At 62.9% G+C, this 23,576-nt stretch carries 19 protein-coding genes; 15 read left to right on the top strand and 4 right to left on the bottom strand.

Features of this window, described 5'->3' with window-relative positions:
• The first annotated feature begins 5 nt into the window (after positions 1-5).
• The 4 genes from M8997_RS01110 to M8997_RS01125 all read left to right on the top strand — a co-directional run bounded on the left by M8997_RS01110 (position 6) and on the right by M8997_RS01125 (position 2,965).
• Positions 6-917 carry an ABC transporter permease subunit gene (locus M8997_RS01110; RefSeq protein WP_250018542.1) on the top strand — a complete coding sequence of 304 codons (912 nt, stop codon included), beginning with the start codon at positions 6-8 and terminating at the stop codon, positions 915-917.
• Between the two features lies 1 nt (position 918).
• A complete protein-coding gene (locus M8997_RS01115) occupies positions 919-1,776 on the top strand; it encodes an ABC transporter ATP-binding protein (RefSeq protein WP_250018543.1) in 858 nt (285 codons plus the stop codon).
• Positions 1,773-2,606 (top strand): dipeptide ABC transporter ATP-binding protein, encoded by an 834-nt coding sequence (locus M8997_RS01120; RefSeq protein ID WP_250018544.1) that lies wholly within the window; start codon positions 1,773-1,775, stop codon positions 2,604-2,606. Before M8997_RS01115 ends, M8997_RS01120 begins: the two co-directional genes overlap by 4 nt.
• A gap of 77 nt (positions 2,607-2,683) precedes the next feature.
• Positions 2,684-2,965, top strand: coding sequence for a hypothetical protein (locus tag M8997_RS01125; protein ID WP_250018545.1), 282 nt, complete (start codon positions 2,684-2,686; stop codon positions 2,963-2,965).
• A gap of 3 nt (positions 2,966-2,968) precedes the next feature.
• Here the strand turns inward: M8997_RS01125 and choV are convergent, their stop codons facing one another.
• The 3 genes from choV to M8997_RS01140 form a co-directional block, all read right to left on the bottom strand.
• On the bottom strand, positions 2,969-4,009 hold the full coding sequence (gene choV / locus M8997_RS01130; protein WP_250018546.1) for a choline ABC transporter ATP-binding protein: 1,041 nt from the start codon (positions 4,007-4,009) through the stop codon (positions 2,969-2,971).
• Positions 4,006-4,848: a choline ABC transporter permease subunit gene (gene choW / locus M8997_RS01135; RefSeq protein ID WP_250018547.1), complete on the bottom strand. Its 843-nt coding sequence runs from the start codon at positions 4,846-4,848 to the stop codon at positions 4,006-4,008. Before choW ends, choV begins: the two co-directional genes overlap by 4 nt.
• 79 nt (positions 4,849-4,927) lie before the next feature.
• Positions 4,928-5,872, bottom strand: coding sequence for a choline ABC transporter substrate-binding protein (locus M8997_RS01140; RefSeq protein ID WP_250018548.1), 945 nt, complete (start codon positions 5,870-5,872; stop codon positions 4,928-4,930).
• A 188-nt stretch (positions 5,873-6,060) separates the two neighbouring features.
• Here M8997_RS01140 and M8997_RS01145 point away from each other — a divergent pair, with 188 nt between their 5' ends.
• The 6 genes from M8997_RS01145 to M8997_RS01170 all read left to right on the top strand — a co-directional run bounded on the left by M8997_RS01145 (position 6,061) and on the right by M8997_RS01170 (position 13,443).
• The gene (locus tag M8997_RS01145; RefSeq protein WP_250018549.1) at positions 6,061-6,648 is read left to right on the top strand and encodes a thymidine kinase; all 588 of its coding nucleotides are present in this window, start codon (positions 6,061-6,063) and stop codon (positions 6,646-6,648) included.
• A gap of 110 nt (positions 6,649-6,758) precedes the next feature.
• Entirely contained in the window at positions 6,759-7,847 is a 1,089-nt protein-coding gene (locus M8997_RS01150; RefSeq protein WP_250018550.1) for a hypothetical protein, read from the top strand.
• A 3-nt stretch (positions 7,848-7,850) separates the two neighbouring features.
• Positions 7,851-8,999, top strand: a complete 1,149-nt coding sequence (locus M8997_RS01155) for a hypothetical protein (protein ID WP_250018551.1) — start codon at positions 7,851-7,853, stop codon at positions 8,997-8,999.
• A 1-nt stretch (position 9,000) separates the two neighbouring features.
• Positions 9,001-10,911, top strand: a complete 1,911-nt coding sequence (locus M8997_RS01160; protein WP_250018552.1) for an ATP-binding protein — start codon at positions 9,001-9,003, stop codon at positions 10,909-10,911.
• Entirely contained in the window at positions 10,911-12,197 is a 1,287-nt protein-coding gene (locus M8997_RS01165) for a DUF6638 family protein (RefSeq protein WP_250018553.1), read from the top strand. The genes M8997_RS01160 and M8997_RS01165 overlap by 1 nt, the downstream gene beginning before the upstream one ends.
• A gap of 115 nt (positions 12,198-12,312) precedes the next feature.
• Complete coding sequence (locus tag M8997_RS01170) at positions 12,313-13,443, top strand: DUF2333 family protein (protein ID WP_250018554.1); 1,131 nt, start codon at positions 12,313-12,315, stop codon at positions 13,441-13,443.
• A 58-nt stretch (positions 13,444-13,501) separates the two neighbouring features.
• On the opposite strand, the gene M8997_RS01175 is transcribed toward M8997_RS01170, so the two are convergent.
• Positions 13,502-13,963 (bottom strand): Lrp/AsnC ligand binding domain-containing protein, encoded by a 462-nt coding sequence (locus tag M8997_RS01175; protein ID WP_250018555.1) that lies wholly within the window; start codon positions 13,961-13,963, stop codon positions 13,502-13,504.
• Positions 13,964-14,073: 110 nt separating this feature from the next.
• On the opposite strand from M8997_RS01175, the gene putA reads away from it, so the two are divergent.
• From putA to M8997_RS01200, 5 genes are all read left to right on the top strand, one after another.
• Positions 14,074-17,166, top strand: a complete 3,093-nt coding sequence (putA, locus tag M8997_RS01180; protein ID WP_250018556.1) for a bifunctional proline dehydrogenase/L-glutamate gamma-semialdehyde dehydrogenase PutA — start codon at positions 14,074-14,076, stop codon at positions 17,164-17,166.
• Positions 17,167-17,245: 79 nt separating this feature from the next.
• The gene (locus tag M8997_RS01185; RefSeq protein WP_250018557.1) at positions 17,246-18,922 is read left to right on the top strand and encodes a formate--tetrahydrofolate ligase; all 1,677 of its coding nucleotides are present in this window, start codon (positions 17,246-17,248) and stop codon (positions 18,920-18,922) included.
• Positions 18,923-19,180: 258 nt separating this feature from the next.
• Positions 19,181-21,364: an anthranilate synthase gene (locus M8997_RS01190; protein ID WP_250018558.1), complete on the top strand. Its 2,184-nt coding sequence runs from the start codon at positions 19,181-19,183 to the stop codon at positions 21,362-21,364.
• A gap of 39 nt (positions 21,365-21,403) precedes the next feature.
• On the top strand, positions 21,404-22,312 hold the full coding sequence (locus M8997_RS01195; protein ID WP_250018559.1) for a cation diffusion facilitator family transporter: 909 nt from the start codon (positions 21,404-21,406) through the stop codon (positions 22,310-22,312).
• 286 nt (positions 22,313-22,598) lie between these two features.
• Positions 22,599-23,555, top strand: coding sequence for an alpha/beta hydrolase (locus tag M8997_RS01200; protein WP_250018560.1), 957 nt, complete (start codon positions 22,599-22,601; stop codon positions 23,553-23,555).
• Positions 23,556-23,576 lie beyond the last annotated feature (21 nt).

Genomic DNA, 23,576 nt, shown 5'->3' on the forward strand with positions numbered 1-23,576 from the left:
CGGTCATGTCAGAAACAACCGTTCATGGTGGCGTGTCCACCGATTCCTCGCTCCGACGCCGGCTCGCCGAATTCTGGTACTACTTCTCCGAGAATCGCGGCGCCGTCATCGGCCTCGTCTTCTTCCTGCTGCTCGTCCTCGTCGCCATCCTCGCGCCGTGGATCGCGCCGCACGGCCCCGCCGATCAATATCGCGACGCGGTGCTGCTTCCGCCGGTCTGGCAGGAACGCGGCAACGCATCCTATCTTCTCGGCACCGATGCGGTCGGCCGCGATATCCTGTCCCGCCTCATCTATGGCGCACGCTATTCGCTGTTCATCGGCGTCATCGTGACCTCGATCGCGCTGGTCGGCGGCATCGTCATCGGCGTCGTCGCCGGTTATTTCCGCGGCTGGGTCGATACGCTGATCATGCGGCTGATGGATATCATCCTCGCCTTCCCGTCGCTGCTGCTGGCGCTGGTGCTGGTCGCCGTGCTCGGACCGGGCCTGATCAACGCGATGATCGCCATCGCGCTGGTGTTCCAGCCGCATTTCGTGCGGTTGACCCGCGCGGCGGTGATGTCCGAAAAGACCAGGGATTATGTCATCGCCTCCAAGGTGGCGGGAGCCAGCCATTTGCGGCTCATGTTCAAGACCATCCTGCCGAACTGCACGGCGCCGCTCATCGTCCAGGCGACCCTGTCGTTCTCGAACGCCATCCTCGATGCAGCGGCCCTCGGCTTCCTCGGCTACGGCGCGCAGCCGCCCACGCCCGAATGGGGCACGATGCTTGCCGATGCCCGTGAATTCATCTCCAGCGGCCAGTGGTGGGTCGTGACGCTCCCGGGCGTTGCCATCCTCGTCACCGTGCTTGCGATCAACCTCGTCGGCGACGGTCTGCGCGATGCCCTCGACCCCAAACTGAAGAGGAGCTGACATGCCAAAGCTGCTCGAAATAAAGAACCTCTCGGTAGGTTTCGAAACGAGTTCAGGCCAGTTCATGGCGGTGCAGGGCATCGACCTTTCGGTCGACGCGCGCGAAGTGCTCGCCATTGTCGGCGAGTCCGGTTCCGGCAAGTCCGTGGCCATGCTCGCGGTGATGGGCCTGCTGCCGAAGACGGCGACGGTGACCGCGGACAGCATGAGCTTCGACGGCCATGACATGCTCGCCATGAACGGCAGGCAGCGCCGCGAGATCATCGGCCGCGACGTCGCCATGATCTTCCAGGAGCCGATAGCCAGCCTCAATCCATGTTTCACCGTCGGCTTCCAGCTCGAGGAAGTGCTGCGCGTGCACATGAAGATGGACAAGAAGGCGCGGCGCGCCCGCGCCATCGAACTGTTCAAGCTGGTCGGCATTCCTTCGCCGGAAGAAAGGCTGAACTCGTTCCCGCACCAGATGTCGGGCGGTCAATGCCAGCGCGTCATGATCGCGATCGCCATTGCCTGCAACCCGAAGCTGCTGATTGCGGATGAACCGACAACCGCTCTCGACGTCACCATCCAGAAGCAGATCCTCGACCTGCTGGTCGGGCTGCAGGCAAAGCATGGCATGGGGCTGATCATGATCACCCATGACATGGGCGTCGTCGCCGAAACTGCCGACCGGGTGATCGTTCAATATAAGGGGCGCAAGATGGAGGAGGCCGACGTGCTTTCGCTGTTCGAATCGCCGAAACATCCCTATACGCGCGCGCTTCTTTCGGCATTGCCGGAAAATGCCACGGGAGACCGGCTGTCGACGGTGGCCGACTTCATGAAGCACGAGGCCGAAAGCGCAGGAGCTGCATCATGAGCGAGATCGTACTCGAGGGACGCAATATCGTCCGCGACTATCACGTCGGCGGCGGGCTGTTCAGCGCGGCCAAGACGGTGCACGCCGTCAAGGGCGTCAGCTTCAAGCTCGAAAAGGGCAAGACGCTGGCCATCGTCGGCGAAAGCGGCTGCGGCAAGTCCACGCTCGGCCGCATTCTGACGCTGATTGACCCGCAGACCTCCGGCGAACTCCTGATCGACGGCAAGGCGATCAACATCGCCCGCGACCGGGTGACGTCCGAGATGCGCCGCAAGGTGCAGATCATCTTCCAGAACCCCTATGGCTCGCTCAATCCGCGCCAGAAGATCGGCGAGGTGCTCGGGGAGCCGCTGCTGCTCAACACCAACAAGACTGCTGCCGAGCGGCGCGAACTCGCCATGCAGATGCTGGTCAAGGTCGGCCTCGGCCCGGAGCATTACAATCGCTATCCGCACATGTTTTCCGGCGGGCAGCGGCAGCGCATCGCCATCGCGCGGGCACTGATGCTCAGCCCCAGCCTGCTGGTGCTCGACGAGCCGGTTTCGGCCCTCGATCTATCGGTGCAGGCGCAGGTGCTCAACCTGCTGGCCGATCTGCAGGACGAGTTCAACCTCACCTATGTGTTCATCAGCCACGACCTTTCGGTGGTGCGCTACATCGCCGACGAGGTGATGGTGATGTATTACGGCGAGGTCGTGGAATATGGCACGCGGGACGAGGTTTTCTCCAACCCGCAGCACGCCTATACCAAGACGCTGTTCGCGGCGACGCCGAAGTCCGACGTCGACAGCATCCGCGCGCGCATCGCCGCAAAGAAAGCTGCCGCTTGATTTAGCGCGCGGTTTATCCTTCACTTCTGGCGCCGGGCCTCGCAAGGGCCGGGCGCCAGACAAGCAGGAGGAAACGCATGACCGACCGTCAGCCGATATCGACCGCACCCACGGATGGCTCCAAGATCCAGATTTTCTGGACCGACGAGGATGGCCAGGAAAACCAGTCGATCGGGCAGTACCGCTCGCTGGAGCGCCTGAAGGCCGGCGGCGGCCAATGGGACGAGACGGATGCGGGCTGGTGGGTGTTCACCGATTCCAGCACGCAGAAGAAGGTATCGCCCACGAGCTGGCAACCCGCCGGCAAGTCCGACGAGGAGGCTGGCGATGGGGCTGGCGAGGAGGCCGAGGATCAGTGATCCTCAGTTCTTCTGGTGCTTCAGCAGGCCGCGCACGATGTCGTCGGCCGAGATCATCCCGAGAATAGCGCCGTTGTGAACCACGCCGACATCGCCGCTGTTCCTGGCGATCGCCTGCATGATGTCGCGGATCGGCGTCTCTGGCCGGGCCGTCGCCGCAAAGGGCCGCCCGGCGCGGCTGCGGTCGAGCTCGACCATCACGTCGGCGGCGGTCAGCACGCCCAGCGGGTTCATGTTGGCGACGAAGTCCGCCACATATTCATTGGCCGGGCGCATCAATATATCCTGCGCGGTGCCGCACTGGATGATGCGGCCGCCCTCCATGATGGCGATGCGATTGCCGATCTTCATCGCCTCGTCGAGATCGTGGCTGACGAAGACGATGGTCTTCCTGAGACGCTCCTGCAGGCTCAAAAGTTCGTCCTGGAGCCGGGTGCGGATGAGCGGGTCCAGCGCCGAGAACGGCTCGTCCATGAGAAGGATCGGCGCGCCCGTGGCAAAGGCGCGGGCAAGGCCGACGCGCTGCTGCATCCCGCCTGAAAGCTCGCCGACCTTGCGGTCCGCCCAATCCTTCAGATTGACGAGTTCAAGCTGCTGGCGGACGGCCTCGGCGCGTTCGGCACGGGAAACGCCCGACAGTTCGAGCCCGAAACCGACATTTTCCTCGACGGTCCGCCATGGCAAAAGCCCGAACTGCTGGAACACCATCGACACCAGACGCTTGCGCAGGTCGCGCAATGTCGGCTTGTCGGCCTTGCCGACATCGATGGACCGGCCATTATTGTGCACGACGACGGAACCGCGCGAAATCGGATTGAGGCGGTTGATCGCCCGCAGCAAGGTGGATTTGCCGGAGCCGGACAGGCCCATCAACACCAGTATTTCGCCCTCGGCAATGGTCAGCGAGCAATCATGGACGCCGAGCACATGGCCGGTTTCCGCCTGTATCTCGGTCCGGCTCCTGCCCTGGTCGGCCAGGGCGAGCGAAGCCTCCGTGCGCTTGCCGAAGACGATGGAGACGTTGTCGAGCGTTATCGCGGTCATTGGTCGTGCTCCTTGCCGGGGCGGAATATCCGGTCGAGCACGATCGCCACCACGACGATGACGAGGCCCGCCTCGAAGCCGAGCGCGGTGTTGACCGAGTTGAGCGCCCGCACCACCGGGACGCCGAGGCCGTCGGCGCCGACGAGGGCGGCGATCACCACCATGGAGAGCGAGAGCATGATGGTCTGCGTCAGCCCGGCGAGAATCTGCGGCATGGCGTAGGGCAGTTCGATCTTCCACAGCAATTGGCTGGACGAGGCGCCGAAGGCCTCGCCGGCTTCGACGAGATGGATCGGCGTCGAGGAAACGCCGAGATGGGTGAGGCGGATCGGCGCCGGCAGCACGAATATCGCCGTTGCCAGCAGCCCCGGCACCATGCCGATGCCGAAGAAGACGATGGCCGGGATGAGATAGACGAAAGTCGGCAATGTCTGCATCAGGTCGAGAATGGGACGGATCGCGGCGTAGAATTTTGGCCGGTGCGCGGCGAGGATGCCGATCGGCACGCCGATGCCCATGCACAGGATGCAGGAGGAGAGCACAAGGGTCAGCGTCTCCATGGTCTCGCTCCAGTAGCCTTGGTTGAGGATGAAGAGGAAGCCGAGGATCGTCAGCAGCGAAACGGCGATGGAGCGTCGCAGGGCATAGGCGATCGCGGCGAAGATGGCGATCATGATCAACGGGTGCGGGTATTTCAGCACGAACATCAGCGCGTCGATGAAACCCTGCATGACGAGCGCGAGCCCGTCGAAAAAGCCCGCGAAATTGGTGGTGAGCCAATCAACAAGCGCCTTCGCCGTCTTCCCGACGGGTATCTTGTCTTCCGTCAACCAGTCCAAGCCGAATTGTCCCCCTGCATGATAGGATCAAAAGGCCACCCCGCGGGGCGGCCCATGACAAGTTTGAATGCTCCGGCGGTTAGAGGCCGAGAGCTTCCTTGGCGGCGGGAAGGGCTTCCTTGCCGTCATAGGTGGTAACGCCGGCCAGCCATTGATCGAGGATCGCCGGATTGTCCTTGAGCCAGTCGGTGGCAGCGTCCGCCGCATCCTCGCCATCGTCGAGGATCTTGCCCATGATCTCGTTTTCCATCTGCAGATTGAATTTGAGATTGGTCAGGAACTTGCCGAGATTGGCACATTCGGCCGTGAAGCCGGCGCGCACATTGGTGTGGATGATGGCGCCGCCGAAATCCGGGCCGAAGACGTCATCGCCGCCCGAAAGATAGGCGAGCTTGAAGTTGGAGTTCATCGGATGGGGTTCCCAGCCGAGGAAGACGATCGGCTTCTCGCTCTTGGTATCCTTGGCGACCTGCGCGAGCATGCCCTGTTCGGACGATTCGGCCAGCTGGAAGTCCTTCAGCCCGAACTGGTCCTTGGCGATCATGTCGAGGATGAGCCGGTTTCCGTCATTGCCGGGCTCGATGCCGTAGATCTTGCCGCCGAGCTCATCCTTGAACTTGGCGATGTCCTTGAAATCCTTCAGGCCCTTGTCGTGGAGATATTGCGGCACGGCAAGCGTGTATTTCGCGCCGGTCAGGTTCGGGCCGAGGTCCTCGACGGTCTTGTTGTCCAGATAGGGCTTGATGTCGGCCGACTGGGTCGGCATCCAGTTGCCGAGAAAGACGTCGATGTCCTTCTTGCCAAGCGAGGCGTAGGTGACGGGCACGGAGAGCACCTTGATATCGGTCGAATAACCGAGCGCCTTCAGCACTTCGGTCGTTGCCGCGGTCGTCGCCGTGACGTCGGTCCAGCCGACATCGGCAAAGCGCACCGTCTTGCACGATTCCGGTTCCGCCGCGAGGGCCGCCGGGCTCGCGGCCAGGAGCGCCGCCAGGGCGACTGTCGTTTTGAACGTGATTTTCATCTGGTTCTCCCCTTCCGGCGTTTTCCGGATTTTTCAATTGTCAGAACCAAGCATCAATCGGCCGGGTGTTCAAGCATAGGCGCGCATAAAACGCGTCAAATCGCGACAGTTGTTGATATTCTGACAAAAGCTGTTGGCGACGGTTGACGCGAGGTTCAAGCTGCGCGGCAAGTCTGGTTAAAGCGGGCATGGCAAAACTCTATTTCAGCTATTCGGCAATGAATGCCGGCAAATCGACACTGCTGCTTCAGGCCTCCTACAACTATCAGGAGCGCGGCATGAGGACGATGTTGTTCACCGCCGCGCATTATGCGGTGGACGGCGTCGGCAAGATCGTCTCGCGGCTCGGCGTCAGCGCCCCGGCGGAACTCTACCGCGAGGAAGACGATCTGTTCGCAAGGATCGAGGCAGCGAACGCCGCGGCGCCGCTGAGCTGCGTCTTCATCGACGAGGCGCAGTTCCTGTCGCGGCAGCAGGTATGGCAATTGGGACGCGTGGCGGACCGGTTGAACATCCCGGTCATGTGCTTCGGCCTGCGCACCGATTTCCAGGGCAAGCTCTTTCCGGGATCGTCGGAATTGCTGGCCATCGCCGATACGCTGCGGGAAATCCGCACGATCTGCCATTGCGGCGCCAAGGCGACGATGGTCGTGCGGCGCGACCAGCAAGGCAAGGCGCTGACCGAGGGGGCGCAGGTGGCAATCGAGAAGTCGGTCTATGTCTCGCTCTGCCGCAGGCATTGGGAAGACGAGACCGGGCGCATGACAGCGCCCTGATTCGGGTCGCCCAGCCAAATTATAATTGTATTTCTTTTCGCGCGGCAGCGGCGCAGCCTATATGCAATTGACGCGCCTATTGATAGTTTGTGGCGAAAAGGGAGACATGTATGGCGAGTTTGCAGAATTTCGATTCGGAAATCGAGAAAACCTCACAAATGGTCAAGGAGATGCGGACGAAGATCGACCAGTCCAGCGTCGTGCTCGATCAATTCGCCAAGACCGACGCCCGCATCGGCGCGCCGGATTTCGACATCGAGAACGCCCGCATCGAGGACGTCCTGCGCCAGCAGAAGGTGATGGAAGGCAATATCGCCGACCTCATCATCGGCCTCGAGGACGCCACGAACGTGTTCGGCGCCGAGTTCGAAAGCATGAAGGGCTATTCCGGCTGGGAAAAATTCGTCGGCATCTTCTCGAAGTCGAAGCAGCAGCGGCTGCGCTCGGACCGGGTGCGCAATATGTCGCTCGCCGGAAACCTGCAGGAGCTCCTGTCGAAATCCGACCGTATCGTCGGCATCCTGCGCGAACAGAAGAACGTTCTCGACGAGCGCTACAAGACCTCGGAAACCAGCCTCTCTGCCGTGATCGAGCGCCGCAAGGCGACGATCGCCGAGCTCGAGGCGACACAGAAGCGGATCGAGGAACTCAATCCGCAGCTTCTCGACATCGAAAACCGCATCGCCTCGTCGACGGACCAGGGCGCGCGAACCGAGCTGGAGGGCGAGCGGTCCAAGCTCGCGACCGAATATAATGAGAGGCAGGCCAAGGAGCAGGAGCTTCTGGCCGAAAGCCAGACGCTGGAGCGCTACACGTCGATGTTCCAGACTTTCGTCGATTCGCTCAACAACCAGATCGCGGCGCAGAGCACGCTGATCAACAAGCTGACCATCGATACGGAACAGCGCATCGTGCTCTACAAGGCGCTGGAGGATTCGCTGAAGACGGCGGCGCAGCAGGATGTCGCCCACAAGATCAATACGCTTGGCAGCCAGGTCGACACGGCGGCCGAGGAGACCATGGCCGGTGTCGGCGCCGCGGCGCAGAAGCATATCGGCGATCTCCTCGAGATGCATGAAAAGAACATGGTCGGCTCGCAGGACATCCAGCGCCGCAAGAAGCTGGCCGACGACGCCTTTTCGCGGCGTTTTGCCGAAGTGTTGAAAAAGCACAATTCAGCGGACTACGTGCAGAGCTGATCCATGGCTCAGTCTGCTGAACTGACGGCTGCGGAGCGCTATTTCGATGCTATCCGCGCCGCGCTGGAAGGGTTGTCGGTGTTCCTGAACAATCGGGAATCCCCGCTCAACAAGCATGATCTCGTGGCGCAGACGGTCGCCGAATATCTGCAGCGGCTGACCGCTTCGTTCGAGTGCTGGCGCAATCGCATCGGCTTCACCGAACGCTTCCGCATCTCGCGGTCGGATAGCGGGTTTCCGGTGTTCCAGAATGTGCTCGAACTCGAGAACGACAAGAAGGGCGCGGCCGGGCGGCTGGCCTCGATCCCTGACGCCGACAGCCTGCGGGCCGAGATGGCGGATTTCATCCTGCGCCACCGGGCGTTTCCGGCCGAGCTGCAGAAGTCGATGGCCGAGCGGGTCTATCTCGAGACGGTGCAGCAGGGCGAGGTGTTCTCGCCCTTCCTGCTGCCGGTCACCATCCGGGTCGCGGTCAATCCGAAGACGGGCCGGCCCTATTATGTCGTGCATTGGGGCGCGTTCGACGGCACGTCAAACCTGCCGCTGGTCTACATGGCCGTGGTCGAGGATTCGTCCGGCGACATGGTCGATACGCTGGTGCGCGACGGCAAGCTCAATACGGACGTCAGGATACCCTTGCCGGTCGGCGGGCTGCTCAACCCGGAACTGGCGCGGCGCTTCGACGATTTCGCCGCCAGGAACTCCGCCTATTCGCTGTCGCCCGTCACCATCGCCACCAGCCTCGACAAGGACTTTCCGGAGCTGCACCCGAAGCAGTTGCGGCGCATCGTGCTCGGGCCGTTCTATACGGCCGGGATCACCGAACATAATCAGCGCGTGGCGGAAGTATTGGCGAAGGTGCGCAGGCCGGAGGATGCCTGGCTCCTCACCTGGACCTTGCAGGAAGTGTTCTCCACCGCCGAAAAGCCCGGCCGCCGCGGGCTGTGGTCGTCCGAACCCTCGCAGGAGGTGTTCCACATCAATACCGACGATCTCGAAGCGGCGCGGCAGGGCGTCAGCCATTATGAGCAACATGCACTGGTGCCGCACGAGGCCTATCAGGCGCTCTACGCATCCGGTGAAGCATCGACCATTTTCACCGGTTTCCAGACGCATATATTGTCGAATGGCCAGGTAATCAGCGGGGTATGACATGGATATCGGCCTGACCACGATCGACGAGAAGGACATCGCCAGGCATCTCGCCACCGCCCAATCGATCGTGACGCGCTTCGTGGCCGTCGAGACGGGCGAAGGCCGGGGCCCGGCCGAGATCGCCGGGACGGGCCGGCGCTTCGTATCGACGGTTTCGACCGGCGGCCTGCGCAAGACGCGCGAGGTGGAACTGGCGCGGACGATCCAGTCGGTGCGGCCCGACGACCAGATGCTGTCGATCACGCAGCACACGCTGCTCTTCCGCGCCCGCCGGGGCGTCGCCATTGCGCTTGCGGTGGCCGACATCTTCGCGCGGCAGAGCGATTTCGAAAGCCTGCGGGCGCGCAATGCCTCCGCGCCGCTGCAAGGCGAGGACGCGGCCCATTTCAAGCGGCTTCTCTCGGCGGCATCCTATATCGCCGCCTTCACGCTCGCGGCCTATCTGGCGCAGTTCATCGAGGCGGATGGCGAGCCCGCCAATGACATCGCCGAGCCGGAATTCACCTTCGACACGGCGCAGGACGCGCTGAAATCCGTGATCGCCGGGCTCGACCGCGCCATAGCGGGCACGGCGGACGAGGCCGGCATGCTGCTCCACGCCAAGGGCTTTGCCGCGCGGGCGATCGAGGCGCTGTTGCAGCGCAAGGGGCGGTTCGAGGGGCTCGGCGTGTTCGAATCCATACATCTTCGTCTCGACAGCGACGATTTCACCCTGGACGGCTTCGACGTCGCGCCGTCGAAGAAGCGCACGCCGCTGGTCATGACCTTCCGCAAGCCGGAAGAGGTCGTCGGCAATCACATCGCCAAATACCAGTCGCTCAAGCTCGCCAAGATGCTGATGGCCTATGATTTCGACCGGCAGCTTAATCCTTTCGTCGAACTCGGCGGCTTCCTCTTCACCTTCATCGGCGATGGCGCGCCCGGCACCGGCAAGACGACGCTGATCCAGATGATCGCCGGGCTGCTCAACGATTACTGCCAGGTGGCGGGCTATGCCTTCCACTACGAGAATTTCGGCGTCGACCAGATTTCCTCCTATCAGGGCAAATCCGGCCAGAATTGCCGGCAGTTCATCACCAATGTGCTCAATCCGCGCATCATCGGCTTCGGCACCATCGACGACATCGACCAGGTGGCGGCAAAGCGCTCGGACGACCGCGCCTCGTCGGGCCAGCAGGAGATCACCGGCGTGCTGATGGATGCCTTCGCCGGCGCCTCGACCGTCGTGCGCGGCAATTGCAGCTTCGGCATGTTTTCCAACTATCCCGAGAATGTCGACGATGCGCTGCGCCAGCGGGCAGGAGCGCGCTGGCTGGTTGACGGGCCGCAGACGCGCGACGATTACATCGACATATTCGCGCTGCTCGCCGGCAAGAACCACAAGATCCCGCTGGGCGAGCACCAGCTCTTCGAGGCGCAGCAGATCCAGCGCGCGGTGCAGACGGCCTATGAAACCCTGTCGAAGCCGCAGGAGGAGGGCATGCGGCTGGTCTATGAACGGTTCATCGCCGAACATGGCGAGCCGGAGACCATCGCCGATATCGGCACATATCTGCACATGATCAAGGAGCGCGAGCCCCGCTTCACCGGCCGGGCGATCAAGAACGTGACGGATGCGATCAAGATGCGGGCAATGGATATCGAACTGCCGGACGAATGGTTCGAACGGCCGGAAACCTTCATGCGCAAATCCTATGATGAGAAGAAGGCGATGATCGAGGAACTGCGCCAGCCCTTCACGATGGAAATGGTGCTTCAGGAAACCAATCGCTATGCGGATTCCGAATTCCGCTATTCCGATCGTTCGGACGATGCGGCGGTGGAAAAGATGATCCGCGATGCCCGCCTGCGCGAGCGGGCGGTGAAGCAGATCGAAACGCTGAAGACCGAGGGGCGGTGGGACGCCTGATGGACCTGCTTTACGAAAACGAGCTGATTTATGGCCGGCTGCTGCGGGTGGACCAGCCGCATCTGGTCGAGCGCTACAACAGGGCGCTGGCGTCCTTCGGCCTGCCGGCGACGAAGCTCGAAGCCTTCGATATCGACAGGACCGGCTTTTCGCCGCAGGTGGCGGCGGAACTGAAGGACCCGTCCTATCTCGACCCCAACGGCGTCAACCGGCGCTTCATCATCCTGACGCCCGCGCAGGCATCGCTCCCGGTCGTGCACACGCAGTTCTCCAATACGTCGCAGCTGATGTACGAGTTCTTCACCAGCAATGCGCGCGCCATCAATGCCCTGACGATCAAGGACGTCATCTATGGCGAGATCGAGGACAGCGTCTCGATCGTCAACGATATCGAGGACCTGCTTTCGATCAACCAGGTCGAATTCCGCGTCCTTTCCGCCCAGAACGTCATGGGGCAGGCGGCGGAGCTGCGCCTTCTGGTCGACAGGCTCAAGGACGAGCCGGACGCATGGCGCGACGATGCGATGCTGGAGCGCATGGTCGAACTCGCCAAAGTGGCCGGGGATATCCGCGAGAATTCGCTGGTGCCGGACAAGGTGCTGTTTCGCCATTCGGCCTATTGGACCAGCCATTTCGGCGGGCTCTACGTCTTTGTGGACGACAACAGGACGACCGTCATCGGCGATCCGTCGGCGCCGGGGTTTCGCCGTTCGCGGCCCTGGCAGGTGGACTACATTTCCATCAAGGATGCCGAGCAGGTGTTCCAGTTCCTGGCGGTGACGTCGCGCATCGAACTGCCGCGCGCGTCCTGGATCGAGCAATCCGGCTATCTGGAAAACCGGGGCGAGATGGTCATCCGCCATCTCATCCATGCGCTGGAACCGGAGCGCGACCTGGGCAGGATCGACCGCATCTGGCTGCAGACCTGGATCCATGCCAATGCCAGCCTGATCAATCATGACGGAACATGGCCCTTCCTCAATGCAGCCAAACGCGACCTCGCGCAGAACGGGCGCATCGACATGAACGAGGTCGATCCGCTGCGGCGCTTCCTGCTGATCAGGGCCTTGCCGCGCCATCCGGACGCCTGGCTGGTCAACCAGCTGATCAGCGATTTCGTGCCCTGGGACTTCCTCTCGCGCTACGTGTTCAACAAGCCGGGCTTCTATTCCGACTATCGAAACTGGAGCCCGAACTACCAGCACCATGTCGTCGACATGCTGAAGACGATGTATTTGAAGGACAAGGATGGGCTGCGGAAGAAGCTCTATGGCCTCGCTTCCTAGGGCGCTGCGTCTAAAGCCGCCCAAAGTCGTTGTCGATGGTTTCAAAACATCCTATTTGAGATTGCAGAAGAGGCCGACATAGCGGCCTTATGGACTTGGCCAGTGAGGAACCAGCATGCTCGAGCCCATCGTGAACTTTTTCAGCCGGATTTTCTCCCTTCTGGGCCGGGGGATCGGCTTCGTCATTGGTCTCCTGCTCTGGCCGTTTCTGTGGCTGGGCAGCTGGTACGGCCAGCGCGGCATCATCGCCAAGGCCGTGGTCGGGCTGGCGCTCATCGTCTGGCTGGGGCTCTATGGCTATTTCTTCTATGCCAGCCAGCTGTGGTCGAATTTCAACCCGGACTATGTCGCCGCCTATAATTTCAAGGAGAAGAACGTGCCGGCGGGCGAGCCGCTGACCGATCCGGCGCAGGCGGCTGGCACGCCGGCCAAGGCCTGCGCGCGCTCGGCCATCGTCGAGGTCACCGCCGACCTGACCGATTTCAACGTCAACCAGAATGCCTGGATATCGTCGATGCTGCTCTACAAGCTCGGCTTCTTCGGCATGGACTGGGACAGGACGCCGTTCCTCGACAACAAGGCATCGTTCCAGCGCGGCATCAATTCGGCCGTCCGGCGCACGGCGGTCGAACTCGTCGATACGCTCGGCCGCGTTCGCGGCACCTCGCAGATCGACGCCGATCTGCAGCGGGCGCGCGGCAATCTCCAGTTCACCGAGGATGCCTGGTATTTCGGCCTCAATCCCTTCGGCCCGAAGACGCCGACGCCGACCTATTACCGCACCGCCGTCAACGATCTGCGCACCTTCAACGGCAAGCTCGAAAACTGCAACGCGATCTTCGACGCCCGCGCCGACAATCTGATCCAGTTCATCGACCGCATCGCCAACGATATCGGCGCCACCTCCGCCATCCTCAAGGACCGGTCGGAGAATTTCAACAATGGCTGGTTCGACACCCGCGCCGACGACCGCTTCTGGTTCGCCTATGGCCAGCTCTATGCCTATTACGGCCTGATGAACGCCGCCCAGGTGGATTTCAACCAGGTGCTGACCGAAAAGCACCTCACTTCGCTGTGGGACGGCATGGACGGCCAGCTGCGCTCGGCCCTCGGCATCCAGCCCTGGATCATCGCCAATGGCAGCGAAGGCGGCTGGCTCCTGCCGAACCACCTGACCACGATGGGCTTCTACATCCTGCGCGTCCGCTCGAACCTGATCGACATCAAGCAGGTTCTCCAGCAGTAGCAGGCGTTCTGCGAGGGGCCGGACCGGGTGCCGGCCTCCTTGTTCAGGCAGGGTGAGGTCAGACGGGAAGCGACGAGCTTTCCTTGACCTCTTCCATGACCGCATAGGTGTGGGTCTCGCGCACGCCCGGCAGCGAAAGCAGCGCGTCGGAGAGGAAGCGGCGGTAATGTTCCATGTCGGCGACGCGCGCCTTGACGAGATAGTCGAAGCCGCCCGCCACCATGTGGCACTCCATCACGTCGGGATTGCGCCGCGTGGCGGCGGCGAATGTCGCGAAGACGTCGGGTGTGGTACGATCGAGCTTGATCTCGACGAAGACCAGCATTGCGCGATCGAGCTTTTTCGGCGAAAGTTTGGCTGTATATCCAAGGATATAGCCATCGCGGGACAGGCGCTTGACCCGCTCGTTCGTCGCCGTCTGCGACAGGCTGATGCGCTCGGACAGTTCGGTATTCGAAAGCCGCCCGTCCTTTTGCAATTCGCGCAGGATGCGCCGATCGAGACTATCCAGATTCTTCATCGCTAAAATGCACCCCGTTTTTAGTGTTTTAACCCGATAATCTCTCGTTCATTGGTGAGAATAACCAAGTAAGATAGATTATATGGGAAAAATCAATCAGGAAAAGCTCGATGACCGAACAATTTAATGCCGACCGCAGTTTTTCAGCTCCCTATGCGCCCGACGACCAGAAACTGGTGGAGGATCTGCTGAATTCGATTGCGCTGCCGGAGGAAACCAACCGCCGGATCGACACGCGCGCGAGCAAATATATCGCCACCATCCGCAAGGAAGCGAGCGGCATTGGCGGCGTCGAGGATTTCCTGCGCGAATATGGTCTTTCGACCCGCGAAGGCCTTGCCCTGATGGTGCTTGCCGAGGCGCTGCTGCGCGTGCCGGATGCGGCGACGCAGGACAAGCTGATCGAGGACAAGCTGAAGCAGGGCCACTGGTCCGAGCACGAGCCGAGCGGCGATACCTGGTTCGTGTCCGCGTCCGCCTGGGCGCTCGGCCTGTCGGCCAAGGTGATCAAGCCGGGCGAAACGCCGGAAGGCGTGGTTTCCTCGCTCGTCAAGCGGATCGGGCTGCCGACGGTGCGCACCGCGACGAAGCAGGCCATGCGCTATCTCGGCCAGCATTTCGTGCTCGGCGAGACGATCAAGGATGCGCTCAAGCGCGCCGCCACCAACGAGGCCAAGGGCTATCGCCATTCCTTCGACATGCTGGGCGAGGGCGCGCGCACCCGCAAGGATGCCGCCAGCTACTTCAAATCCTATTCCGACGCCATCGATGCCATCGGCCGCGTCACCGGCAACAAGAAGCTGCCCGACCGGATGGGCATCTCGGTGAAGCTCTCCGCCCTGCATCCGCGCTATCTCGCCACGCATCATGCGCAGGTCATGGCGGAACTCGTGCCGGACCTGCTGGCGCTGGCCCAGAAGGCGAAATCCTACGATCTCAATTTCACCGTCGATGCCGAGGAGGCCGACCGGCTGGAACTGTCGCTCGACGTGATCGACCGCGTTTTCGCCGATCCCTCGCTCGATGGCTGGGATGGGTTCGGCCTCGCCATCCAGGCCTACCAGAAGCGCGCGCTGCAGGTGATCGAGCATGTGGACCGGCTGTGCGGCCGTCTTGGCCGCCGCATGATGGTCCGCCTGGTCAAGGGCGCCTATTGGGATACGGAGGTGAAGCGCGCGCAGGAGCGCGGCCTTGCCGATTATCCTGTCTTCACCCGCAAGCCGGCGACGGATGCGTCCTATCTTGCCTGCGCCCGCCGCCTGCTGGAGGCAAGGCCGCGGCTGTTTCCGCAATTCGCGACGCATAATGCGCTGACGGTGGCGATGATCCTCGAAATGGCCGGGGCGGACAAGAGCGGCTTCGAGTTCCAGCGCCTGCATGGCATGGGCGAAAGCCTCTACAAGCAGATCACCGAGCGGGACGACAGGATCGCCTGCCGCATCTATGCGCCGGTGGGCGGCTATCGCGATCTCCTGGCCTATCTCGTGCGCCGGCTCCTGGAAAACGGCGCGAATTCCTCCTTCGTCTCCGTGGTGGGCGATAGCGGCGTGCCCATCGCCGACCTGCTGGTCCGCCCGGCGGAAAAGCTCAATGATGGCCGCGGCTACCGCCATCCGGATATTCCGCTGCCGCTGAAGCTCTATGGCAAGCGCGTGAATTCCGCCGGTGTCGAACTCGGCGACAGGAAGGAACTCGCGGCACTTTTGCATGGCATCGAGAAGGCCTCCCGCCCGGTCGGGGCTTTGCCGCTCGTTCCGAAGCTGCGGGCAGGCGGGGCCAGGCAGGACGTGGTTTCCCCGGTCGATGGTTCGCTCGTCGGCACGGTGGTCCCGGCCACCGCCGAAGAGGCGGCAATGGCCGTCGATGTCGGCCGTGCCGGCTTCGCCAGCTGGTCCCGGCTTCCGGTGGATACGCGTTCCAGGGCGCTGGAGCGGGCGGCGGAGCTGCTCGAGGAGCGGCGCGATCTCTTCCTCGACCTGCTCTCGCGCGAGGCCGGCAAGACGCTGGACGACGGCATTGCCGAGATACGCGAGGCGGTGGATTTCTGCCGCTATTATGCCGCCGAGGCGCGGCGCAAGTTCGGTTCGGACAAGACCATGCCGGGGCCGACGGGCGAGGAGAACAAGCTGCGTCATCGCGGGCGTGGCACCTTCGTCTGCATCAGCCCGTGGAACTTCCCGCTGGCGATCTTCCTCGGCCAGGTGAGCGCGGCGCTCGCAGCCGGAAACACGGTCGTCGCCAAGCCGGCCGAACAGACGCCGCTCGTCGCCTTCGAGGCGGTCCGCCTGCTGCATGAGGCCGGCGTTCCTGCCGATGCGCTGCTCTATGTGCCGGGCGATGGCGCCGTCGGCGCCGCGCTGACCTCCCATCCGGCAATCGCCGGCGTCGCCTTCACCGGTTCGACGGATACGGCCTGGGCCATAAATCGCGCCCTCGCCGCCAAGAAGGGGCCCATCGTTCCGCTGATCGCCGAGACCGGCGGCCTCAATGCCATGATCGTCGATGCGACGGCGCTGTCCGAGCAGGTGACGGACGATGTCGTCATGTCCGCCTTCCGCTCGGCCGGCCAGCGCTGCTCGGCGCTGCGCATCCTCTACCTGCAGGACGATATCGCCGACAACATGCTGGCGATGATCGAAGGCGCGGCGCGGGAACTGGTGCTTGGCGATCCGTCGCTGCCCTCCACCGATGTCGGGCCCATCATCGACCAGGACCAGCACGACATGCTGTCCGTCCATATCGCCGAGATGCGCAAGACGCAGAAGGTGCGCTTTGCCGGCGATGCGCCGGAGGGCGGGCTGTTCTTCGGGCCGCATATCGTCGAGCTCGACGGGCCGCAGGCGCTGACGCGGGAGGTGTTCGGCCCCGTGCTGCATGTGGTGCGCTGGAAGGCCAGGGACCTCGACAAGGTGCTCGACCAGATCGCCTCGACCGGCTACGGGCTGACCTTCGGCCTGCATACGCGCATCGAAGCGACGGTGGCCAAGGTCGTCGATCGCCTCGATGTCGGCAATGTCTACGTCAACCGCAACACGATCGGCGCGGTGGTCGGCACCCAGCCCTTCGGCGGCTCCGGCCTTTCCGGCACCGGCCCGAAGGCGGGCGGTCCGTCCTATCTCGGCCGCTTTGCCCTCGAACAGGTCGTTTCGGTCAATACGGCGGCGGCAGGGGGCAATGCCAGCCTGATCGCCATCGGCGAATAACCCTCGTTTGGGGATAGTTATCGCGCGCTATCCCCAAACCGTCCCGGCGATGCTATGCAGGCACAAGGGAGAAACGCCCATGGCCAGTGTCAAATCCGATATCGAAATCGCCCGTTCCGCCAGCAAGAAGCCGATCGTCGAGGTCGGCGCCCGGATCGGCATACCGCCGGAACATCTCGTTCCCTATGGTCACGACAAGGCCAAGGTTTCAGCCAGCTTCATCAAGGGCAGGCAGGGCGCCAATGGCAAGCTCATCCTCGTCACCGCCGTCAGCCCGACGCCCGCCGGCGAGGGCAAGACGACGACGACGGTCGGCCTCGGCGACGGTCTGAACCGGATCGGCGAAAAGGCCATCGTCTGCATCCGCGAAGCCTCGCTCGGCCCCTGTTTCGGCACCAAGGGCGGCGCGGCAGGCGGCGGCTATGCGCAGGTCATTCCGATGGAGGACATCAACCTTCACTTCACCGGCGATTTCCATGCGATCACCGCGGCGCACAATCTGCTGGCGGCGATGATCGACAATCACATCTACTGGGGAAACACGCTCAATCTCGATACGCGCCGCATCACATGGCGGCGGGTGATGGACATGAACGACCGCGCCCTGCGCGGCATCGCCTCGGCGCTCGGCGGCGTTTCCAACGGTTTCCCGCGCGAATCAGGCTTCGACATCACCGTCGCCTCGGAGGTCATGGCGATCCTGTGCCTCGCGACCGATCTCGAGGATCTCGAGCGCCGGCTCGGCGAGATCATCGTCGGCTACCGCTTCGACAGGACGCCGGTCTATGCGCGCGACCTCGGGGCGGACAGGGCGATGGCGGTGCTCCTGAAGGATGCGATGCAGCCCAATCTGGTGCAGACGCTGGAGAACAATCCGGCCTTCGTCCATGGCGGTCCCTTCGCCAATATCGCCCATGGCTGCAATTCCGTCGTCGCGACGAAGACGGCGCTGAAACTGGCGGATTTCGTCGTGACCGAGGCGGGCTTCGGGGCCGACCTCGGCGCCGAGAAATTCTTCGACATCAAATGCCGCAAGGCCGGGCTGATGCCGGCGGCGGCGGTGATCGTCGCGACGGTGCGGGCCATGAAGATGCACGGCGGCATCGCCAAGGCCGATCTCGGCGCCGAGAACACGGCGGCGGTGAAGGCAGGCTGCGCCAATCTCGGCCGCCACATGGAAAACGTCCGCCAGTTCGGCGTTCCGGTCATCGTTGCCATCAATCATTTCACCGCCGATACCGATGCCGAGATCGAGACGCTCAAGGCCTTCGTCGCCGCGCATGGCGCGGAAGCGGTGGTCTGCAAGCACTGGGCGCACGGCTCGGCGGGCATCGAGGAACTGGCGCACAAGGTCGCGGCGCTCGCGAGGAGCGGCAGCGCGCAGTTTTCGCCGCTCTACGAGGACGAGATGCCGCTGTTCGACAAGATCGACACGATCGTCAAGCGCATCTATCGCGGCGCGGAGGCGGCCGCCGATGCCAGCGTGCTGGAACAGCTGCGCCGCTGGGAGGAGGCCGGCTATGGCCATCTGCCGGTCTGCATGGCGAAGACGCAATATTCGTTCTCAACCGATCCCGAACTGCGCGGCGCTCCGGTCAATCATGTGGTGCATGTGCGCGAGGTGCGCCTGTCGGCGGGCGCGGGTTTCGTCGTCGCCATCTGCGGCGAGATCATGACCATGCCCGGCCTGCCGAAATCGCCCGCGGCGGAGCGGATATTCCTCAATGAGGAAGGGCTGGTGGAAGGGCTGTTCTGAGGCGCCCGGCGCCGCGACGGCACTTCTGGGCCGGTGCTTCCAAATTTCCTGTTGCAAGCGGCGCCGGCTGGGGCTAACAATCGCGGCCATGAATACTGTCTGCATCATCTCGAATGGTTGGTGGTGGGTCGCGTCAAGCGGCCGCTAAAGCCTTTTGCATGCAGGTAAAAGGGACAGGGCCGCAACGGGTAATCCGGGCGGCCTTTTTGTTTGACCCCGTCCGGAATGCCCGAAAGCCAATGCAACAAGGAACGGAACATGCATAGAATTGAGGGTGACGTCGAGATTTTCGACACCAAGGGCGGGGTGACGATCACGCGGTCGCGGGCAGCGACGGATTACGCCACCGCCATCGACGGCTATGTGGATGCGCTGGATGAGCGGCGCGGCGCGGTCTTCTCGTCGAACTACGAATATCCGGGCCGTTATACGCGCTGGGATACGGCGATCGTCGATCCGCCGCTGGTCATAACGTCCAATGGCCGCCACATGACGATCGAAGCGCTCAATGGCCGCGGCGAGGTGCTGCTGGTGCCGATCCGCCAGGTGGTGAGCGATCTCGACGACGTGACGGTTTCGAACGCCGACGCCGTGAAGCTCGATCTGGAGATCGCCCTGCCATCGCGGCCGTTCACCGAGGAGGAGCGTTCGCGCATTCCTTCGGTTTTCACCGTGCTTCGGGCCATCGTGGCGCTGTTCTTCACCGAGGACGATGCAAATCTCGGGCTTTATGGCGCATTCGGCTATGATCTGGCCTTCCAGTTCGATCCGATCGAATACAAGCTGAAGCGCCCCGACGACCAGCGCGACATCGTGCTCTACCTGCCGGACGAGATACTCGTCGTCGATCACCATGCGGCGAAGGCATGGCTCGACCGCTACGATTATGCCTATGGGGGCCGATCGACGGAGGGGCTGCCGAGGACGACCGAAACCCGGCCATTCCAGCCGACCTACGCCATTCCGGGGCGCGGCGACCATAATCCCGGCGATTATGCCGAACTCGTCAAGAAGGCGAAGGAAAGCTTCATGCGCGGCGATCTTTTCGAGGTCGTGCCGGGCCAGACCTTCCATGAGCGTTGCGAGACGTCGCCCTCGGTCATCTCGCGCCGCCTCAAGGCGATCAACCCGTCGCCCTATTCCTTCTATATCAATCTCGGCGACAATGAATATCTGGTCGGCGCATCGCCGGAAATGTTCGTGCGCGTCGTCGGGCGGCGCATCGAGACCTGCCCGATCTCGGGAACGATCAAGCGCGGCGAGGACGCCATCGCCGATGCGGAGCAGATCATAAAGCTGCTGAATTCGAAGAAGGACGAGTCGGAACTGACCATGTGCTCCGACGTCGACCGCAACGACAAGAGCCGCGTCTGCGAGCCGGGTTCCGTGCGTGTCATCGGCCGGCGCCAGATCGAGATGTATTCGCGGCTCATCCATACGGTCGATCACATCGAAGGCCGCCTGCGCGAGGATATGGACGCCTTTGACGGCTTCCTGTCGCATGCCTGGGCGGTGACGGTGACCGGCGCGCCCAAATTATGGGCGATGCGCTTCATCGAGGAGAACGAGCGCAGCCCGCGCGCCTGGTATGGCGGCGCCATCGGCATGGTCAATTTCAACGGCGACATGAATACGGGCCTGACCCTGCGCACCATCCGCATCAAGGATGGCGTGGCGCAGGTGCGCGCCGGGGCGACATTGCTCTATGATTCCGTGCCGGAGGAGGAGGAAGCCGAGACCGAGCTCAAGGCTTCCGCCATGATCGCCGCCGTCCGCGACGCCCACAAGAGCAACATCCCGGCGCAGGAGCGCGCGGTGGCCCGCGTCGGCGAGGGGCTGAACATATTGCTGGTCGATCACGAGGATTCCTTCGTCCACACATTGGCGAACTACTTCCGCCAGACCGGCGCGACGGTCACCACCGTGCGCTCGCCCGTGGCCGACGAGATCTTCGATCGCGTCAAGCCGGATCTGGTCGTATTGTCGCCCGGGCCCGGCATGCCGGAGGATTTCGACTGCAAGGCGACGATCAGGCGGGCGCGGGGCCGCCAGTTGCCGATCTTCGGCGTCTGCCTCGGCCTGCAGGCGCTGACGGAGGCCTATGGCGGCTCGCTGCGGCAATTGCACGTGCCCATGCACGGCAAGCCGTCGCGCATCCGCATCACCCGGCAGGGCAGGATATTCTCCGGCCTGCCGAAGGAAGTCACCGTCGGCCGCTACCACTCGATCTTTGCCGATCCGGTGCGCCTGCCGGATGAATTCATCGTCACCGCGGAAACCGAGGATGGCGTCATCATGGCGTTCGAGCACAAGAGCGAGCCGATCGCGGCCGTGCAGTTTCATCCCGAATCCATCATGACACTCGGGTCCAATGCTGGTATGCGCATGATCGAGAACGTCGTCGCACATCTGCCGCGGCGGGCAAAGGAGCGGGCGGCCTGACCGGCAGCCCGCATTGCATGGTCTGGTCCGGTGCTTGAAATGAATGGTGAGAACACGGTCAAGCGGCTGGCATTCTGGTCAATCTTCATCGGCATGGCCGTACTGGCGCTCAAATATTGCGCCTATTACGTCACCGGGTCGGTGGCGCTCTACTCCGATGCGCTGGAATCGATCGTCAATGTGGTGGCGGCGCTGGCGGCCTGGTGGGCGATCAGGGTAAGCCACAAGCCGGCGGACCAGAATCATCCCTATGGGCACCACAAGGCGGAATATTTCTCCGCCGTCATTGAAGGCGTGCTCATCATCCTCGCCGCCATCCTGATCCTGCGCGAGGTGTGGCTTGCCTGGGAAGCGCCGCGCCTGCTGGACCAGCCATGGACCGGCCTCGCCATCAACGGCGTCGCCTCGCTCATCAATGGCGTCTGGGGCTGGCTGCTCATCAGCGCGGGCCGCAGGCATCGGTCGCCGGCGCTCCTGGCCGACGGCAAGCACATCCTCACCGATGTCGTCACCTCCGTCGGCGTCTTTGCCGGCCTTGTCGGCGCGGTGCTGACGGGATGGACCGTGCTCGATCCGGCGCTGGCGGTGATCGTCGCGATCAATATCCTAGTGCAGGGCTGGGGCGTCATCGGCAATTCGGTGCAGGGGCTGATGGATGGCGGCGTGGCGACGGAGGAGACCATGCGCATCCGCGACATCATCTCCGCCAATGCCAATGGCGCGCTCGAAGTCCACGATCTGAAGACCCGCATCGCGGGCCGCATGACCTTCATCGAATTTCATCTCGTCGTCGAGGCCGACATGACCGTCGGCGATGCCCATGTCATCTGCGACCGGATCGAGGATGCGCTGATGAAGCAGATCCCCGATCTGGAAGTGGTCATCCATGTGGAGCCGGAGGACGAGGCGAAACTGCCGCCCGGCACGGCCGCAGTGCCCTTTGCGTAAGCGGCCGCCGTTGAGGCAAAGCCGCAACAGGCGTCACGATATATTTCAGTCGGTCATGATTTCGTTACAATTATGTTGACATAGAAGCAGCGTCACGTGACTAATCGCGTGGCAATGCGAATTCTCCGAAGCAATTCCGCGCAAAGCGCGAACATGGGGACAAGCTTTATACAGGATCATTCTCGCCGGGAGCGAGGATGCGGCACGCATGGCAGCTGGCTGAGCGCGGGTGGACGAACGCGGCTGTTTACAAATTTAGTTAACCTTTCACTACTAGGCTAAACTTATGGGTAAACACTTCAACTTTGCACTCATGGCGGGACTCTTCCTCGCGGTGGCCGCCATCGGTCCGGCCTCGGCGCGCGGCACCGATGACTGCGCCGTGAAATCCAGTCCGGGCAAGGCAACGATCGTCACCGACGACGACGTTGATCCGCGTCCCGATACTGATAATATCCAGTCCGCCGATGCCTGCGCGCCGAAGAAGATCAAGACCGCGCCGCAGCCCACCGGCAAGGCTGTGCCGATAAATGTACTAGCCACGGGTGGTGTCAGCATCTTGAACAAGGCAGTTAAGGGCGAAATCATTCCGCAGAGCGAAGGCGCGCTCCGCGACGACCTGTCGTTCCGCTATCGCATCTACAGGCCGCAGGCCGCCAATGGCGATACGATGGTGCTGCTGCACGGCTCGGGACAGGACGAGACCAGCCTCGTTTCCTTCGCCTCGAAGATCGCGCCCAATGCGGTGCTTCTCGCCGTGCGCGGACGCGTCGTCCAGGATGGCTCGACCCGCTGGTACCGCCGGCTGACGCCGGTCAGCTTCGACCAGCAGGACATCCGCTCCGAGGCCACGGCCTTTGCCGAATTCCTCAGGCAGGCGACGGCCAAATACCGTTTCGACGCCAACCGCATGACCTTTCTCGGCTATTCGAACGGCGCCAACCTGATCAATTCGGTGATGATGCTCTATCCGGGCCTCGTCAAGCAGGCGGTGCTGCTGCGCTCGATGCCGGTGCTGACCGGCTCGGTCGATGCGGATCTCGCGCATGCGCGCGTGCTCACCGTGTCCGGCGCCGCCGACCAGCTCTATGCGCCCTATGCGCCGGCGCTGGAGGACATGCTGCGCTCGCATGGCGCGCGCGTCGAGGCCCGTTCGATCAAGTCGGACCATGGCCTCGGCAAGGATGATGTGCGCGTCGTCAGCGAATGGCTTTCCGGTGCGACCGCCCAGTTGAGAAAATAGGGTTTCCGCCCGGCTTCATTA

The organism is Phyllobacterium sp. 21LDTY02-6, assembly GCF_023554255.2.
GTDB lineage: Bacteria > Pseudomonadota > Alphaproteobacteria > Rhizobiales > Rhizobiaceae > Phyllobacterium.

Coding starts and splice junctions, on each gene's coding strand:
- M8997_RS01195 (WP_250018559.1), top strand. CDS start 21,404: ATGAATGGTGAGAACACGGTCAAGCGGCTGGCATTCTGGTCAATCTTC.
- M8997_RS01140 (WP_250018548.1), bottom strand. CDS start 5,872: ATGAAAATCACGTTCAAAACGACAGTCGCCCTGGCGGCGCTCCTGGCC.
- M8997_RS01150 (WP_250018550.1), top strand. CDS start 6,759: ATGGCGAGTTTGCAGAATTTCGATTCGGAAATCGAGAAAACCTCACAA.
- M8997_RS01145 (WP_250018549.1), top strand. CDS start 6,061: ATGGCAAAACTCTATTTCAGCTATTCGGCAATGAATGCCGGCAAATCG.
- putA (WP_250018556.1), top strand. CDS start 14,074: ATGACCGAACAATTTAATGCCGACCGCAGTTTTTCAGCTCCCTATGCG.
- M8997_RS01175 (WP_250018555.1), bottom strand. CDS start 13,963: ATGAAGAATCTGGATAGTCTCGATCGGCGCATCCTGCGCGAATTGCAA.
- M8997_RS01165 (WP_250018553.1), top strand. CDS start 10,911: ATGGACCTGCTTTACGAAAACGAGCTGATTTATGGCCGGCTGCTGCGG.
- choV (WP_250018546.1), bottom strand. CDS start 4,009: ATGACCGCGATAACGCTCGACAACGTCTCCATCGTCTTCGGCAAGCGC.
- M8997_RS01110 (WP_250018542.1), top strand. CDS start 6: ATGTCAGAAACAACCGTTCATGGTGGCGTGTCCACCGATTCCTCGCTC.
- M8997_RS01170 (WP_250018554.1), top strand. CDS start 12,313: ATGCTCGAGCCCATCGTGAACTTTTTCAGCCGGATTTTCTCCCTTCTG.
- M8997_RS01115 (WP_250018543.1), top strand. CDS start 919: ATGCCAAAGCTGCTCGAAATAAAGAACCTCTCGGTAGGTTTCGAAACG.
- M8997_RS01120 (WP_250018544.1), top strand. CDS start 1,773: ATGAGCGAGATCGTACTCGAGGGACGCAATATCGTCCGCGACTATCAC.
- M8997_RS01190 (WP_250018558.1), top strand. CDS start 19,181: ATGCATAGAATTGAGGGTGACGTCGAGATTTTCGACACCAAGGGCGGG.
- M8997_RS01185 (WP_250018557.1), top strand. CDS start 17,246: ATGGCCAGTGTCAAATCCGATATCGAAATCGCCCGTTCCGCCAGCAAG.
- M8997_RS01200 (WP_250018560.1), top strand. CDS start 22,599: ATGGGTAAACACTTCAACTTTGCACTCATGGCGGGACTCTTCCTCGCG.
- M8997_RS01160 (WP_250018552.1), top strand. CDS start 9,001: ATGGATATCGGCCTGACCACGATCGACGAGAAGGACATCGCCAGGCAT.
- M8997_RS01125 (WP_250018545.1), top strand. CDS start 2,684: ATGACCGACCGTCAGCCGATATCGACCGCACCCACGGATGGCTCCAAG.
- M8997_RS01155 (WP_250018551.1), top strand. CDS start 7,851: ATGGCTCAGTCTGCTGAACTGACGGCTGCGGAGCGCTATTTCGATGCT.